Below are 14,228 nucleotides of genomic sequence, written 5' to 3' on the forward strand. Positions count from 1 at the left end.
AGCATCAGAGTAGGGACGAATCAATAGGCTCTGGTAGAAGAGTTGGATGTTTTAGGTAACGCTACAGACAAAACAAAAAGCTTGCACTGAGGCAAGCTTAGAAGGTGTTAAGCCATTACGCCCCTGGTGGAACCGCTAGACTGTCGGCAATTTGTTGTATCAGCTGGTCTTCAACCGCAAACCTCGCCTCAAGAATCTCACCAACGAGTGACAGCTCACTATCAAAGCTTTCTAATGTATCGGTCGCTTCAATGGCAGCGTATTTATCGGTGAAGTTGAGCAGTGGATCTGTGGTAAGAACGATATGACCATAAGATTGGTTGATTTCGTCTGTTGCTTTAAAGCCAGTAGACTGCCATTTGTCCATCACCATGTCATAGATTTTGAAATGACCTTCGGAGATGTAATCAACAAGATGTTGGCTGAATTTTTGGAGCTCTTCTGGAGAAGGCAGTTCGGTGATTGCAGTTGCTTTCGACGATGAAGGCTGTAGAGCGGCAAGCTTACAATACTCAACGATTAGAGACTGTCGAGTTTCGAGCCAATGATCGATGACCTCATTAGAGCCACCCCATTGTTCTTGTATTTGTTTGAATTTATTTAGCATGACCATGTCCTCATGATCTGATCACAACCTTGTGATCAAGTAATTGCCTAAGCAGGGTCCGTTTTATTGGTAGCTACTAAAAGTAATAGCTTGAAATATTCTCTGCTACAACTCTAGTATGAAATTAGATTGCCAGTAAAATGAACGAACTGCAAGCAATGAGGCATAGGGATGTTAAAAAAAAGTGATAACAAAATGACAGAGCAAGCTTATTGGTGCGTCGTTTCTGGTAGTGATATTTGGGTTAATAATGATCAGTTTCCGTTTGGCTCTGCTGAAGAGCTTGGGCTGAGTGTTGAGCATGCAATCTGTATTGGTCAGCATCAAGGTCGTAAGGTGTATTGGCTCAACGACTGTGATGTGGAGAATGAGCTGAGCATGGTCAGCCTAAGAGAGTTACTGCACTGGCCTGAAGCGAGTTTCTTGACTGCAAGCAAAGCCATCCAATATGGGCATATGACTCAAAGTATGCGTTTTTGCCCTCAGTGTGGTGGTCGAAATCATCTCAACCATAACCAGGTGGCGATGCAGTGTGGAGATTGCCGTACACTTCATTACCCTCGTATCTTCCCATGCATCATTGTCGCTGTACGAAACGACAACAAGATATTGCTTGCACAGCACCCAAGACATAAAACAGGTATGTATACCGTGATAGCGGGCTTCCTAGAGGTCGGAGAAACCCTAGAGAAGTGTGTGGCAAGAGAAGTAAAAGAAGAAACGGGTATCGATGTCGATAATATTCGTTACTTTGGCAGCCAGCCGTGGGCGTTTCCATCGAGTATGATGATGGGCTTTCTTGCAGATTATGCTGGTGGTACGCTTAAGCCAGACTACAGCGAGTTATCGGATGCTCAATGGTTTGACGTAACAAGCCTACCTGATGTTGCCCCTGTAGGAACCATTGCGAGACAGTTGATTGAGAAAACCGTTGATGACGCGATGAAAGATGCCGTTATGGAGCAGGTGTTAGAGCACTAATTTGCCTGTGATAGTATTTGGCCTATAAGTGGTCAAAAGCGAAAAAAAACCCTCCACAAGTGGAGGGGGTAAGTAAGATGTCGTTATGAGATGCTGAGTAGTGACTACTCAGATGTTATAATTGTAATTTTCGCTAGCGAACAAATTTTTAACATGCCCCCGCAATTGGGTGCAAATTAAGCATTGATTTAAAAGTTAATAACTTGATCTAGGTTGCAAAGCACACAGCTTTTACCCTTCAATCAGTGTTAGAATACTTGCCATCAAAACTAGACAAGATTGAATTGGAATTTAACGGAATGACCGAATTAAAAAACGATCGCTATTTACGCGCACTTTTAAAACAGCCTGTTGATTACACACCGGTATGGATGATGCGCCAAGCTGGCCGCTATCTTCCTGAGTATAAAGCAACGCGCGCTGAAGCAGGCGATTTCATGTCTTTGTGCAAAAACGCTGAACTGGCATCAGAAGTAACACTTCAACCTTTACGTCGTTTCCCGCTTGATGCGGCAATCTTGTTCTCAGACATCCTAACTATCCCTGATGCAATGGGCTTAGGTTTGTACTTTGAAACAGGTGAAGGTCCTAAGTTTGAGCGTCCTATCACGTGTAAAGCTGACGTAGAGAAGATTGGCCTACCTGATCCAGAAGGTGAGCTTCAATACGTAATGAATGCCGTTCGTCAGATCCGTAAAGACCTGAAAGGCGAAGTGCCTCTGATTGGTTTCTCTGGTAGCCCATGGACTTTAGCGACATACATGGTTGAAGGTGGAAGCTCTAAAGCATTCACTAAGATCAAAAAGATGATGTACGCAGAACCACAAACGCTGCATCTGCTTCTAGACAAGCTGGCTGACAGTGTTATCGAATACCTGAACGCGCAAATTAAAGCGGGTGCTCAATCGGTAATGGTATTTGATACATGGGGTGGTGTGCTGACTCCTCGTGACTACAACCTATTCTCACTGCAATACATGCACAAAATCGTTGATGGCCTAATCCGTGAAAACGAAGGTCGTCGTGTACCAGTGACTCTGTTCACTAAGAACGGTGGCATGTGGCTAGAATCTATCGCAGCAACAGGTTGTGATGCGGTTGGTCTAGACTGGACAATCAACATCGCAGATGCAAAAGCTCGCATCGGCGACAAAGTTGCTCTGCAAGGCAACATGGATCCTTCAATGCTTTACGCTCAGCCTGAACGTATTCGCGAAGAAGTGGGCAGCATCCTAGAAGGCTTCGGCGACGGTGGTACAGGTCATGTATTTAACCTAGGCCACGGTATCCACTTAGATGTACCGCCAGAGAACGCAGGTATATTCGTTGACGCTGTTCACGAATTATCTAAGCCTTACCACAAGTAATTCTGAGTAAGATGATTGAAAGCGCTGTTGGGAAACCAACGGCGCTTTTTTATTGCCTGAAATTGGTATTTGATCGCGGTTTAATCTTATTGTGTGCAGTTAATTAGGCATTTGGATCATGGTAGGCCAAATGCTCTGAGATGTGTTTCCTGATATAGGGAATGACTTCACTTTCAAACCAAGGGTTCTTCTTTAGCCAGATATTATTGCGTGGCGAAGGGTGAGGTAATGGCAAAAACTCAGGCGCCCACCTTTGCCAATCTCGCACGGTTTCGGTCAGTGTGCTGGTGGTTTTGTTTGTTAGGTAATGGTTTTGTGCGTACTGGCCAATCAGCAGTGTCATTTGAATATTGGGTAGAGATTGCAGCACTTTGTTATGCCAAAGCTCCGCGCACTCTTTGCGTGGTGGCAGATCGCCACTCTTTCCTTTACCTGGATAACAAAACCCCATAGGCACAATCGCGACCTTTTGCTCGTCGTAAAAAGTATCGCTATCTATCCCTAACCATTCTCTTAATCTCTCACCACTGGCATCATTCCAAGGGATCGACGACTCATGCACCTTGATGCCCGGTGCTTGACCTATGATCAGTAAGCGTGCGTTTGGGTGTGCTTGAATCACTGGATTGGCGCCGTGCGAGAGGTGAGGCTCACATGCTCGGCATTGTCGTATCTCTTTAAGTAACGAAGAGGACATCAGTAACCTTTATCAAAATCGATGACATGATTAAGTGTAAAACCATCTCGCCACTGTTTGTAATTCTCTGCGAAGATCTCTACCACCTGTCTTGGCTCACTGAGTGCAGCAATGTGTGGCGTAATCGTCACTTGCGGTAGTTTCCAGAAAGGGTGTTCCTGAGAGAGGGGCTCACTTTCAAATACATCTAAAAATGCGTGTTCTACCCATCTGTTTTTTATGGCGAGCAGCAAGGACTTATTGTCTAGGCATTCACCTCTACCGACATTGAACAGCAGCACATTCGAGCAGTAACCTAAGGTCGTTTGATTGAGTAATTGATAGGTTTCAGGCGTTGATGGCAAGGTATTCACCACAATATCGGCCTGCTTAAGGGCAGCCTCTATCTCATTGATGTGGAACGTCTCTTTAAAGGCTTCTTGTTTGGATGGGATACCCGTACGGTTGACACCTATGGTATGAATACCAAAAGCCGCCGCGGTTTTTGCCAAATGACTGCCAATTGACCCTGTTCCTAAAATCACCATAGTTTTGTCAGTTAGGCTAGTATAAAGCTGTGGCTGCCAGTTTCGTTGTTGTTGATGCTGATGGTAATGAGGGAAGTGTCTACAGTGACTGATTGTGTAACCCAACACGTATTCTGCGATAGCCGGGCCAAAGATGCCTTTGACGTTGGTTAGCGTATAGTCCTGACGCAGATCTGGCTGCGTGAGTTTATTGATTCCAGCATAGGTACTCTGTACCCAGTCTAGCTCTTTAAACTCGCCGAGGCGTTCTGCGATTAGAGGCGGTGATGCCAAGACAATCTGTGCTGATTTGGGGTTTTGAGTGATTTCTAGGTCGGGTAAATCCTGGTTTAGAATCAGTTGCGTATAGGTATCGTCATGCTCAGTAAGAATATAGAGCTTATTCGTAAAATTGTTCATCGGCTTACCTTTTCCCCCCAGGGTTTATCAAGTACACTTTCGCTGTCTTTTTCTGCAATTATTGAGTGACTATGCTTCAGAATCCACTGCAGGTTCGTCTTGAAAAGTTAGAACCTTGGCAACAAATTACCTTTATGGCGTGTCTATGTGAGCGTATGTACCCTAACTATGCCATGTTTTGTGAGAATACAGAATTTGCGGAAGCTCGAATCTATCGTGATGTTTTGGATAGCATTTGGGAAATCTTGACGGTTAAAACAGCAAAGGTGAACTTTGAGCGTCAACTTGAGAAGGTTGAAGAGCTATTCCCTAGCGGTGATGATTTTGATTTTTATGGTGTTTACCCAGCAATGGACGCATGCCAAGGCCTAGCAACGCTAATTCATGGCCTGCTTGACCGTGAACATATGTTGGAAGCGGTAATTAAAGTGAGTCAACAATCGGTGAAGACGGTTGCTGAGCTTGAGTTTGCTCAAGGCGCTGAAGAAGTGACCAACGAAAACCAGAAAGAAAACGAAGCGGTATGTGAAGAGTGGGACGTTCAGTGGGCCATTTTCCGACCTCTACGTGAAACGACTGAGCGTGACTTAGAGCTGATCAAAGATCTACGCCACGAACTGCGTGAAGACCCAGTCAGTAACATTGGTGTTGCGCTATAATTCGCAATTGCACCAAAGCATGAATAAAAACAAAGGCTCCCTAGGGAGCCTTTGTTGTATCTGACGGTCTCAAATTTAGATTAAGCGTCTTTTTTGTCTTCGTTCTGCGCTTTGTCTTTTGAAGCTTTATCTTTTGAGGCGTCGTCGTCCGTTGATTTTGCGTCTGAGGCATCGTTGTCTGTTGGAGTTTCTTCCTCTAGCTCGTCCTCTTCATCGCGGTTTTCGATAACACCGTGTGTCTCTTTCCACTTCTCCCAGCGTTGAAACGCCAGTTCTTGCATGTCGGTGGTTTTATCCGCTTCGTCGACGATCTCTTCACCTACAAGGTGCTCAAAGATATCTTCTAGGGTGATGATGCCCTGAATAGTGCCGTATTCGTCCACAACTAAAGACAGTTGCAGGCGGTTTGCCATCATCTGGTCAAAGGCCTTAGCCAAGCCCATGTTGTTCAGCAACACGTGGATAGGGCGCATTACTTCACCCAGAGCTTTTTCACCACAACCGGCTTGCTGCAATCTAAACAGCTCTAGGCGGTGAACAAAACCGATGATGTTGTCACTCTGCTCACTGTAAACCAACGGACGTGAGAATGGCGTGTCTTTATGTTGTTCTAGGAACGTATTCACACTCATTTCCGCATCAACACGGAATACCACTGGGCGCGGCGTCATTACCTGAGTCACGGGTACATCTTGAATACCCAGTAGGTTGCTCAGGATTTTTGATTCGCCTTCTGCAAACTCGCCACTCTCTTTTGCCAAGATCGCCATTGCAGATAACTCATCACGCATTTTTGGTGCTTGGTGGCCACGAGCAAGACGTTTGGTGATCTGTTCTGAGAACCATACAAACGGTGTTAGGAAGAACACCATCCAACGCAGCACGCTTGCCGAAGCAGGAGCAAGTTGACGCCAGTAGGTTGCACCAATGGTCTTTGGAACAATTTCAGACAATACCAAGATACCCAGCGTTAGCACGGCAGAGAAGACACCTAACCATTGGCTACCAAAAACGACAGCCGCTTGTGCACCTGCTGTCGCAGCACCGATAGTATGCGCGATGGTGTTGAGCGTTAAAATTGACGCAAGCGGGCGGTCAATATCTGTTTTCAGTTTGTCTAAAGACTCTGCTGCAGGGTGCCCATTTTGTTTTAGTTGAGCAATGTAGCTCGGACTAATACTCAAAAGTACAGCTTCCAAAACAGAACAAATGAAAGAAACTCCAATAGCAATGGAGACGTAAATAGTTAGCAGCAGCATGTTTGCCCTTAAATTAAATTGTACGCTTTAGCAGCGATTCAGCGTGGATTATAGTGAAAAAGTAGTGGCTAGGTCATCATTAATTTTGCTCTCAGCCCCTTTTAAACAAGGGCTTGCTTAATAAAATCAGTAACAAATTGTGAGTTATTACTCATATTATGGCTAAAACTACGGCATTAGAGCTAAAGATCGACGACAAACCTTTGCCAGATGGGGCATTTATGTTTTAGAGTGAATTGAATTCAAAAATACAAAGAAGGGAAACCTAAAATGAACAAGACTCAATTAATCGACTTTATTGCTGAAAAAGCGGACCTTTCTAAAGCACAAGCTAAAGCTGCTCTAGAAGCGACTCTTGGCGGTGTTACAGATGCTCTTAAAGATGGCGATCAAGTTCAGCTAATTGGTTTTGGTACTTTTAAAGTAAACCACCGTGCAGCTCGCACTGGTCGTAACCCAAAAACTGGTGATGAGATCCAAATCGCTGCTGCAAATGTTCCAGCATTTGTTGCAGGTAAAGCGCTGAAAGATTCAGTGAAATAATCTAAACTGTACCGAGGTAGTCGTATTCCACCTCGGTACAGGTTTTTATGAAAAAAGCATTTCTTCTCGTTTCACTATTATCTACATTTCTTATTGGCTGTTCTTCAACAAGCCCTCGCAAAAACCTAGAGCAATTTGAAACTCACACCGGCGGCCAAGTCATGGGCGACGCGACAAGTTTCTACTGGGTTACAAACAAGCTAACACAACCTCATACTTCAGCTGACTACGTCACTGTCGGCGATTACGGCTGGTATCAAACTGACTATGCTTGGTCAGAAGGCGTGCTTCGTGAATTTATTCGTGAAGGCGAGCAGCGTAATTCTTCGAATGAGCTTGTTCCTTATCGTGTCCATGTGCGTTTCAATAAGTCAGGCGAAGCTGTGTATCAACAGTATCGTATCGACAGCAAAATTTTACCTATCCAAGCTAAGCAACTTGAAAACTATCAGAAAGAAGCTAAATCGGTTCTAGAAACTACGATGAAGCAGGATGACGAAGGGCTCAGACTGGTTCAAGGGTATTGGAATGGCAGCTCTTTTGAAACGTGCGCTGGTGGTGAGTTTGATCGCTTTGAATTTAACCAGACCTTACCAAGCTTCGTGATCAACCGACTAGCAGCTGTGGAAAGTTATGCAGCGTTTCTTGGCAGTGATTCACTGGGTAAGATGAGTGTGGAAGAGTTGCTGATGCTAGCTGAAGACAGCCATGATTGTGTCGTTAGGCCATCATTGTTGAAAGAATAGCGATCAATTTAAGGGTTGAGAGTGTTTAGCCTACTGTAGGCCAAATGCTGATTTGTCTGTACAGGTACAGATTCTTAGTAAAGATTGAGTAATAAAAAAGGCGCCTATTGAGGTGCCTTTTGCTGTTATTCGCTTACTGTTATTGGAAAGTAAGCGAGTAACAAGATTGATTACTGCTCTTGCTCGCGCGCAATCGCACGGTAACCAATGTCATTGCGGTGGAACATACCATTCCAGCTAACTTGCTTAGTCAACGCGTAAGCGCGCTCTTGAGCTTCAGAAACCGTGTTACCCAGTGCCGTTGCACAAAGTACACGACCACCGTTTGTCACCACATCGCCAGCTTCGTTATTTGTCGTACCCGCGTGGAAAACTTTTTGGCCTTCAACTTCACTTGTTGGTAGTGAAATAACGTCACCTTTTGCGTAGTCAGCAGGGTAACCGCCAGCCGCAAGAACAACACCGATAGAAGCGCGTGGATCCCACTTTGACTCTGCTTCGTCTAGTTTCTCGTCGATCGCCATTAGGCAAAGCTCAACAAGGTCTGACTCCATACGCATCATGATAGGTTGCGTTTCTGGATCGCCGAAGCGGCAGTTGTATTCGATAACTTTAGGTGTGCCGTCAGCATCGATCATTAGGCCAGCGTAAAGGAAACCCGTGTAAGGTGCGCCTTCTGCATCCATACCACGTACCGTTGGGTAGATAACTTCCTCAAGGATACGGTTGTGGATTTCAGGCGTCACAACTGGAGCAGGAGAGTAAGCACCCATGCCGCCAGTATTAGGACCAGTGTCTTCGTCGCCAACACGTTTGTGATCTTGGCTGGTGGCCATAGGAAGCACGCTAGAACCGTCAACCATTACGATGAAACTTGCTTCTTCGCCTTCAAGGAACTCTTCGATAACCACGCGGCTGCCAGCTTCGCCAAATACGTTGCCTGCTAGCATGTCTTTGATTGCGTCTTCAGCCTCTTCAAGCGTCATCGCAACGATAACGCCTTTACCTGCCGCAAGACCGTCTGCTTTTACTACGATTGGAGCGCCTTGCTCACGGACGTAAGCGATAGCTGGCTCAATCTCAGTGAAGTTTGCGTAGTAACCCGTTGGGATGTCATGACGAGCTAGGAAGTCTTTAGTGAATGCTTTCGAACCTTCAAGCTGTGCTGCTGCTTGAGTTGGACCAAAGATTGGCAGACCCACTTCGCGGAATGCATCAACCACGCCAATTACTAATGGTGCTTCCGGGCCAACGATGGTCAGTTCGATTTTTTTCTCTTGAGCAAACGCGACTAAACCAGCGATGTCTTCAACGCCGATGTTTACGTTCTCAAGTTTCGGCTCAAGTGCAGTACCAGCGTTACCTGGAGCGATGAATACCGTTTCAACATTTGGGTTTTGTGCCGCTTTCCAACCAAGTGCGTGCTCACGACCGCCAGCACCAATAATAAGAACTCGCATTGTAAAATCCTTAACTTAAATTGCTTAAGCCTCGAAGGTCATTCGAGGCTTTGAACTGTTTCTAGAACTTAGAACTTAGAACTTAGAACTTAGAACTTAGAACTAGAAACCAAGTGATTTTTAATGATTAAAGTGACGCATGCCTGTAAAGATCATCGCCATGCCGTGTTCGTCTGCTGCTGCGATGACTTCGTCATCACGCATAGAGCCGCCCGGTTGGATAACACACTTGATGCCAGCTTCTGCTGCCGCGTCGATACCGTCACGGAATGGGAAGAATGCATCTGATGCCATCACACAACCTTCAACCTGTAGACCTTCGTCTGCCGCTTTGATGCCTGCGATTTTCGCAGAGTAAACGCGGCTCATTTGGCCTGCGCCTACACCAATCGTCATATCGCCTTTCGAGTAAACGATAGCGTTAGATTTCACGTACTTCGCTACTTTCCAGCAGAATAGCGCGTCTTTTAGCTCTTCAGCTGTAGGTTGGCGCTTAGAAACCACTTTAAGGTCGTCTTCAGATACCATGCCTTGGTCGCGGTCTTGAACTAGCAAACCACCGTTAACGCGTTTCACGTCAAAGCCAGTTGTCTTAGTTGTCCATTCGCCACACTCAAGTAGGCGAAGGTTTTTCTTAGCCGCTACGATTTCTACTGCTTCAGCAGAAACAGAAGGTGCAATAATTACTTCAACGAATTGACGTTCAGTAATAGCCGTTGCTGTTGCTGCGTCTAGTTCACGGTTGAAAGCGATGATGCCGCCAAATGCAGACGTTGGGTCTGTTTTGAATGCACGGTCGTAAGCTTCTAGGATGTCTTCACCTAGTGCTACACCACATGGGTTGGCGTGCTTAACAATCACACATGCTGGCTGGTCGAACTCTTTCACACACTCAAGTGCTGCGTCAGTGTCCGCGATGTTGTTGTAAGAAAGCGCTTTACCTTGAATTTGGCGAGCAGTAGAAACTGATGCTTCTTCAGGGTTTGCTTCAACATAGAATGCTGCTGCTTGGTGGCTGTTTTCACCGTAGCGCATGTCTTGTTTCTTCTCGAACTGTTGGTTGAACGTGCGAGGGAATTTGCTTTCTTCGTCACCTTCCTTGTTCTCACCGTAAGATGGAACCATAGTGCCGAAGTAGTTTGCGATCATGCCGTCGTAAGAAGCGGTGTGCTCGAATGCTGCGATAGCGAGGTCGAAGCGAGTCTCTAGTGTTAGAGATTTCTCGTTCGCGTCCATTTCAGCGACAACGCGCTCGTAGTCGTGTGCGTTAACAACAATAGTGACGTCTTTGTGGTTTTTCGCTGCAGAGCGAACCATTGTTGGACCGCCGATGTCGATGTTCTCAACAGCGTCAGCAAGAGTACAACCTTCTTTAGCAACGGTTTCTGCGAATGGGTATAGGTTTACAACAACCATATCGATAGGGTTGATACCGTGAGTTTCCATCACGTCATCATCTTGACCACGACGGCCTAGAACACCACCATGAACTTTTGGGTGCAGAGTCTTAACACGGCCATCCATCATTTCTGGGAAACCAGTGTAGTCAGATACTTCTGTAACAGAGATGCCTTTTTCAGCAAGCAGGCGAGCAGTGCCACCGGTAGATAGGATATCTACACCACGGTTAGCAAGAGCTTGTGCAAATTCAACGATACCAGTTTTGTCTGATACGCTGATTAGAGCGCGGCGAATTGGACGAGCGTTATTCATGCTTCCATCTTCCTCAAATTCATGGGGTTAAAATAAAGATATTTGCCAAAAAAGAACTTGTTTCTATCTTCTTAGCGTGGATTATCTTAGATACCAGTAAGAGATAAAATATTGGCCAGTTTTGGTAAAGACCTTTTGGGTTAGTCTTATGATTAAGCTATAAGATAACCAACTCCAAATTTGATGGCGCAGATTCTAACTAATTTATTACAAAAAAGCTCGCGCAATCGTTTGGCATCTCAAAATTAATTATGAAAAGTGCCATTTCAGCCTGAAAAGTAACGATAAGGTTAATTGTGGAATGGACGAAACAGTAGGAAAAAACATGTTTCAGATCGGTGAATTAGCGAAACGATGCGGTGTGACAGCCGATACCTTGCGATTTTATGAGAAGAATAACCTGATCGCGCCAGCCAGTCGCAGTGAGTCGGGTTATCGCCTATATGATGAAAATAACCAGAAACAGGTGACATTTATTCTCAAATCTAAAGCGTTGGGGCTGAGTTTGGACGAGATTAAAGAATTGCTTGAGATTCGCCTCGAGGCCACACAGCACAGTTGCGCTGAAGTGAAGTCGATTACCTCAGCAAAGCTAGAGATGATTGATGAGAAGATTACCGAATTAACTAAGATTCGCACCGCACTTAAAAAGATTAATGATGCGTGTTGTGGCCATGTAGACGACGATGCAAGCCATTGTTCGATTCTAGCAGCCTTGGATTCCGCAAACGTCGACAAAAGGCGCTGCTGTCGCACTGGGGAGTAGTCAGCCACCGAGCAGGGCTATACAAGCCAAAAAAAAGCCAAACTCAAAAATGAGTTTGGCTTTCAATTCAATAAATTACGAAAGAATGATTAGTTCATGCCGTATTTTTTTAGTTTCTTGCGAAGAGTACCGCGGTTAATACCCATCATGGTTGCTGCGCGAGTTTGGTTACCGCGAGTGTACTGCATGATAGTGTCTAGTAGTGGCTGTTCAACTTCAGCTAATACTAATTCGTATAACTCGCTGACTTCTTGACCGTTTAATTGAGCAAGGTAATTTTTCAATGATGCTTTAACTGAGTCACGTAGTGGCTTCTGCGTGATTTGGTCTTGTGATGTAACTGTAGTTACTGTCAATGCTTCTGAAGTCAGATTTTGTTCGAACATATTCGGTCTAGCTCTTCTCGTAATTATGGTGCAACGTTATCAAAAAAACCTTCTAGCGCTTCAAGCTGCAGATCACCTGCTTCGAATGCGTTGAAGGTACGGCGAAACTCACTCGCTTGTTCATGCTCTTTTAGATACCAACCCACATGCTTACGAGCGATGCGAGGGCCTAAAAACTCTCCATAAAATTCATGTAGAGCGTGCACATGACCAAGCATGATGTCTTTCACTTCCGAAATCGGGAGTGGGTCCATCGTGGTGCCGTTTTCCAAATAGTGTAGGATTTCGTTAAAAATCCAAGGACGTCCTTGGGCAGGTCGACCTATCATTAAAGCATCAGCACCGGTGTACTCCAGCACAAACTTCGCTTTTTCCGGACTATCGATATCACCGTTAGCGATAACCGGAATAGATACTGCTTGTTTCGCTGCTTTAATGTGTTTGTATTCTGCCTCACCTTTGTACATACAAGCGCGAGTTCTCCCGTGAAGGGCAAGTGCCTGTATGCCGCAGTCTTCGGCTATTTTCGCGATTTGGACACAGTTTCTATTGTCTGTATCCCAGCCTGTGCGCGTTTTCAACGTTACTGGAACGTCGACAGCATTTACCACCGCTTTCAGAATGTCTTCAATGAGTTCTGGATGCTGCAGTAGGGCTGAGCCCGCAAGCTTCTTATTCACTTTTTTGGCTGGACAACCCATGTTGATATCGATGATTTGCGCACCGTTATCGACATTAAATTGAGCAGCCTCGGCCATAAGCTGTGGATCTGCACCAGCGATTTGTACTGAACGAATGCCCGATTCGCCTTCATGTACCATACGCTGCTGAGACTTTGACGTTTTCCAAACCTTCGGATTGGAGGACATCATTTCACTGACTGCCATCCCCGCACCGTAGCGAAGACACAACTCACGGAATGGTCTATCCGTTACGCCAGCCATAGGAGCGACGATTAGATTGTTCTTAAGTTGATAATTTCCGATTTTCAAAAATGTCATCACAGTTCTGCACCAGCAAGGGCGCGCATTTTACGCATTTTTTCGCTGCGTGAAAAGACTAATATTTGAGCATTTACAAATTGTTTTTGTAATTTGTTTAAATTTCAGCCAATTAGCGCCCAAAGTCTTGTCTAGCCTTGCTTGCGACCTGAGATTCGACACCATTCTTGTTGCTCAATGATCGGATCAATGTGAAGCTCATCACGATAATAAGTCGCAACATCTTCTGCTTGTGTATCTAAAACACCCGACATCGCAAGCACACCATTTGGCTTAACTAGGCCTTTGATGATGCCAGAAAGGTCGCGTAATGGACCGGCAAGAATGTTGGCAACAACCACGTCAGCTAGCAAACCTTCCGGTTGATCTTGTGGCAAGAACACCTCTAGTTGCTCAGCAACGCCATTGCGTTGTGCGTTGTCTTTTGATGCAAGCAGAGCTTGAGGATCAATATCGATCCCGATAACTTTTGCCGCGCCTAGTTTGATCGCAGCGATCGCTAGGATGCCTGAGCCACAACCGAAGTCGATCACGGTTTTGCCGGTTAGGTCTAAGCCTTCAAGCCACTCAAGACACAATGCCGTTGTCGGGTGGGTACCTGTACCAAATGCAAGACCTGGGTCTAGCATTACGTTGACAGCGTCAGGTTCAGGGATATCGCGCCAGCTAGGGCAGATCCATAAACGCTCACCAAACTTCATGGGGTGGAAGTTGTCCATCCATTCACGTTCCCAATCCTTGTCTTCAATTTGCTCTACTTTATGAGCAAAGTCTGCAGGGAACATGTTGCTTGCTTTAATCTGCGCTAGAACGACACTAGTATCAGTCTCAGCGTCGTAAAGCGCAAGAATGTCAGTATCACCCCAAAGGCGAGTTTCGCCCGGCAGAGGCTCAAATACAGGGGTATCTTGTGCATCCAGGAAAGTTACAGAAAGAGCACCAGTCTCTTCCATTAACATGTCGCCGATTTGTTCGGCATTTTCATTGGTAGCATTAAGCTTGATTTGAATCCAAGGCATGGCTGCATCTTCTATATGAGAAAAATTGGATGGCGAGTCTAGCAGAAAATATGAGCAAATTCACCAAAACCCCACGGAATATAATGGGGATTAAAGAT

At 45.5% G+C, this 14,228-nt stretch carries 15 protein-coding genes; 6 read left to right on the forward strand and 9 right to left on the reverse strand.

Features of this window, described 5'->3' with window-relative positions; all coding sequences use genetic code 11:
* Nucleotides 1-115 precede the first annotated feature (115 nt).
* Nucleotides 116-613: an Rsd/AlgQ family anti-sigma factor gene (locus tag L4C44_RS18850; protein ID WP_048605474.1), complete on the reverse strand. Its 498-nt coding sequence runs from the start codon at nucleotides 611-613 to the stop codon at nucleotides 116-118.
* Nucleotides 614-778: 165 nt separating this feature from the next.
* Here L4C44_RS18850 and nudC point away from each other — a divergent pair, with 165 nt between their 5' ends.
* Both nudC and hemE read left to right on the forward strand, forming a co-directional pair.
* Nucleotides 779-1,588, forward strand: a complete 810-nt coding sequence (gene nudC, locus L4C44_RS18855; RefSeq protein WP_048659213.1) for an NAD(+) diphosphatase — start codon at nucleotides 779-781, stop codon at nucleotides 1,586-1,588.
* Nucleotides 1,589-1,887: 299 nt separating this feature from the next.
* Entirely contained in the window at nucleotides 1,888-2,955 is a 1,068-nt protein-coding gene (hemE, locus tag L4C44_RS18860; protein WP_146492393.1) for a uroporphyrinogen decarboxylase, read from the forward strand.
* Nucleotides 2,956-3,058: 103 nt separating this feature from the next.
* On the opposite strand, the gene L4C44_RS18865 is transcribed toward hemE, so the two are convergent.
* Nucleotides 3,059-3,652 (reverse strand): uracil-DNA glycosylase family protein, encoded by a 594-nt coding sequence (locus tag L4C44_RS18865; RefSeq protein WP_146492394.1) that lies wholly within the window; start codon nucleotides 3,650-3,652, stop codon nucleotides 3,059-3,061.
* On the reverse strand, nucleotides 3,652-4,578 hold the full coding sequence (locus L4C44_RS18870; RefSeq protein ID WP_210446838.1) for a D-2-hydroxyacid dehydrogenase: 927 nt from the start codon (nucleotides 4,576-4,578) through the stop codon (nucleotides 3,652-3,654). Before L4C44_RS18870 ends, L4C44_RS18865 begins: the two co-directional genes overlap by 1 nt.
* 71 nt (nucleotides 4,579-4,649) lie before the next feature.
* Here L4C44_RS18870 and L4C44_RS18875 point away from each other — a divergent pair, with 71 nt between their 5' ends.
* On the forward strand, nucleotides 4,650-5,237 hold the full coding sequence (locus L4C44_RS18875) for a YjaG family protein (protein ID WP_017062699.1): 588 nt from the start codon (nucleotides 4,650-4,652) through the stop codon (nucleotides 5,235-5,237).
* 80 nt (nucleotides 5,238-5,317) lie between these two features.
* Here the strand turns inward: L4C44_RS18875 and L4C44_RS18880 are convergent, their stop codons facing one another.
* Nucleotides 5,318-6,496 (reverse strand): CNNM domain-containing protein, encoded by a 1,179-nt coding sequence (locus tag L4C44_RS18880; RefSeq protein ID WP_146492396.1) that lies wholly within the window; start codon nucleotides 6,494-6,496, stop codon nucleotides 5,318-5,320.
* 270 nt (nucleotides 6,497-6,766) lie between these two features.
* Between L4C44_RS18880 and hupA the strand changes: the two genes are divergently transcribed.
* Both hupA and L4C44_RS18890 read left to right on the forward strand, forming a co-directional pair.
* Entirely contained in the window at nucleotides 6,767-7,039 is a 273-nt protein-coding gene (gene hupA, locus L4C44_RS18885; RefSeq protein ID WP_004729753.1) for a nucleoid-associated protein HU-alpha, read from the forward strand.
* Between the two features lie 47 nt (nucleotides 7,040-7,086).
* Nucleotides 7,087-7,785 carry a DUF1481 domain-containing protein gene (locus L4C44_RS18890; protein WP_146492397.1) on the forward strand — a complete coding sequence of 233 codons (699 nt, stop codon included), beginning with the start codon at nucleotides 7,087-7,089 and terminating at the stop codon, nucleotides 7,783-7,785.
* A 170-nt stretch (nucleotides 7,786-7,955) separates the two neighbouring features.
* On the opposite strand, the gene purD is transcribed toward L4C44_RS18890, so the two are convergent.
* On the reverse strand, nucleotides 7,956-9,245 hold the full coding sequence (gene purD, locus L4C44_RS18895; RefSeq protein WP_327785145.1) for a phosphoribosylamine--glycine ligase: 1,290 nt from the start codon (nucleotides 9,243-9,245) through the stop codon (nucleotides 7,956-7,958).
* A 120-nt stretch (nucleotides 9,246-9,365) separates the two neighbouring features.
* Nucleotides 9,366-10,958, reverse strand: a complete 1,593-nt coding sequence (purH, locus tag L4C44_RS18900) for a bifunctional phosphoribosylaminoimidazolecarboxamide formyltransferase/IMP cyclohydrolase (protein WP_076655838.1) — start codon at nucleotides 10,956-10,958, stop codon at nucleotides 9,366-9,368.
* A 325-nt stretch (nucleotides 10,959-11,283) separates the two neighbouring features.
* Here purH and zntR point away from each other — a divergent pair, with 325 nt between their 5' ends.
* On the forward strand, nucleotides 11,284-11,724 hold the full coding sequence (gene zntR, locus L4C44_RS18905) for a Zn(2+)-responsive transcriptional regulator (protein ID WP_146492400.1): 441 nt from the start codon (nucleotides 11,284-11,286) through the stop codon (nucleotides 11,722-11,724).
* 89 nt (nucleotides 11,725-11,813) lie between these two features.
* Here zntR and fis read toward each other — a convergent pair whose 3' ends face one another.
* The 3 genes from fis to prmA form a co-directional block, all read right to left on the reverse strand.
* Entirely contained in the window at nucleotides 11,814-12,110 is a 297-nt protein-coding gene (gene fis, locus L4C44_RS18910) for a DNA-binding transcriptional regulator Fis (RefSeq protein WP_004729744.1), read from the reverse strand.
* Between the two features lie 23 nt (nucleotides 12,111-12,133).
* The gene (dusB, locus tag L4C44_RS18915; protein ID WP_032546269.1) at nucleotides 12,134-13,102 is read right to left on the reverse strand and encodes a tRNA dihydrouridine synthase DusB; all 969 of its coding nucleotides are present in this window, start codon (nucleotides 13,100-13,102) and stop codon (nucleotides 12,134-12,136) included.
* Between the two features lie 140 nt (nucleotides 13,103-13,242).
* A complete protein-coding gene (gene prmA, locus L4C44_RS18920) occupies nucleotides 13,243-14,130 on the reverse strand; it encodes a 50S ribosomal protein L11 methyltransferase (RefSeq protein WP_146492401.1) in 888 nt (295 codons plus the stop codon).
* Between the last annotated feature and the right edge of the window lie 98 nt (nucleotides 14,131-14,228).

This window comes from Vibrio satsumensis, assembly GCF_050337435.1.
GTDB lineage: Bacteria > Pseudomonadota > Gammaproteobacteria > Enterobacterales > Vibrionaceae > Vibrio > Vibrio satsumensis.

What these genes read in the sequence shown, in the direction of transcription:
- fis (WP_004729744.1), bottom strand. Translation starts at nt 12,110, where the DNA reads ATGTTCGAACAAAATCTGACTTCAGAAGCATTGACAGTAACTACAGTT.
- hupA (WP_004729753.1), top strand. Translation starts at nt 6,767, where the DNA reads ATGAACAAGACTCAATTAATCGACTTTATTGCTGAAAAAGCGGACCTT.
- purD (WP_327785145.1), bottom strand. Translation starts at nt 9,245, where the DNA reads ATGCGAGTTCTTATTATTGGTGCTGGCGGTCGTGAGCACGCACTTGGT.
- L4C44_RS18865 (WP_146492394.1), bottom strand. Translation starts at nt 3,652, where the DNA reads ATGTCCTCTTCGTTACTTAAAGAGATACGACAATGCCGAGCATGTGAG.
- L4C44_RS18890 (WP_146492397.1), top strand. Translation starts at nt 7,087, where the DNA reads ATGAAAAAAGCATTTCTTCTCGTTTCACTATTATCTACATTTCTTATT.
- L4C44_RS18850 (WP_048605474.1), bottom strand. Translation starts at nt 613, where the DNA reads ATGGTCATGCTAAATAAATTCAAACAAATACAAGAACAATGGGGTGGC.
- nudC (WP_048659213.1), top strand. Translation starts at nt 779, where the DNA reads ATGTTAAAAAAAAGTGATAACAAAATGACAGAGCAAGCTTATTGGTGC.
- L4C44_RS18880 (WP_146492396.1), bottom strand. Translation starts at nt 6,496, where the DNA reads ATGCTGCTGCTAACTATTTACGTCTCCATTGCTATTGGAGTTTCTTTC.
- L4C44_RS18870 (WP_210446838.1), bottom strand. Translation starts at nt 4,578, where the DNA reads ATGAACAATTTTACGAATAAGCTCTATATTCTTACTGAGCATGACGAT.
- L4C44_RS18875 (WP_017062699.1), top strand. Translation starts at nt 4,650, where the DNA reads ATGCTTCAGAATCCACTGCAGGTTCGTCTTGAAAAGTTAGAACCTTGG.
- zntR (WP_146492400.1), top strand. Translation starts at nt 11,284, where the DNA reads ATGTTTCAGATCGGTGAATTAGCGAAACGATGCGGTGTGACAGCCGAT.
- hemE (WP_146492393.1), top strand. Translation starts at nt 1,888, where the DNA reads ATGACCGAATTAAAAAACGATCGCTATTTACGCGCACTTTTAAAACAG.
- purH (WP_076655838.1), bottom strand. Translation starts at nt 10,958, where the DNA reads ATGAATAACGCTCGTCCAATTCGCCGCGCTCTAATCAGCGTATCAGAC.
- prmA (WP_146492401.1), bottom strand. Translation starts at nt 14,130, where the DNA reads ATGCCTTGGATTCAAATCAAGCTTAATGCTACCAATGAAAATGCCGAA.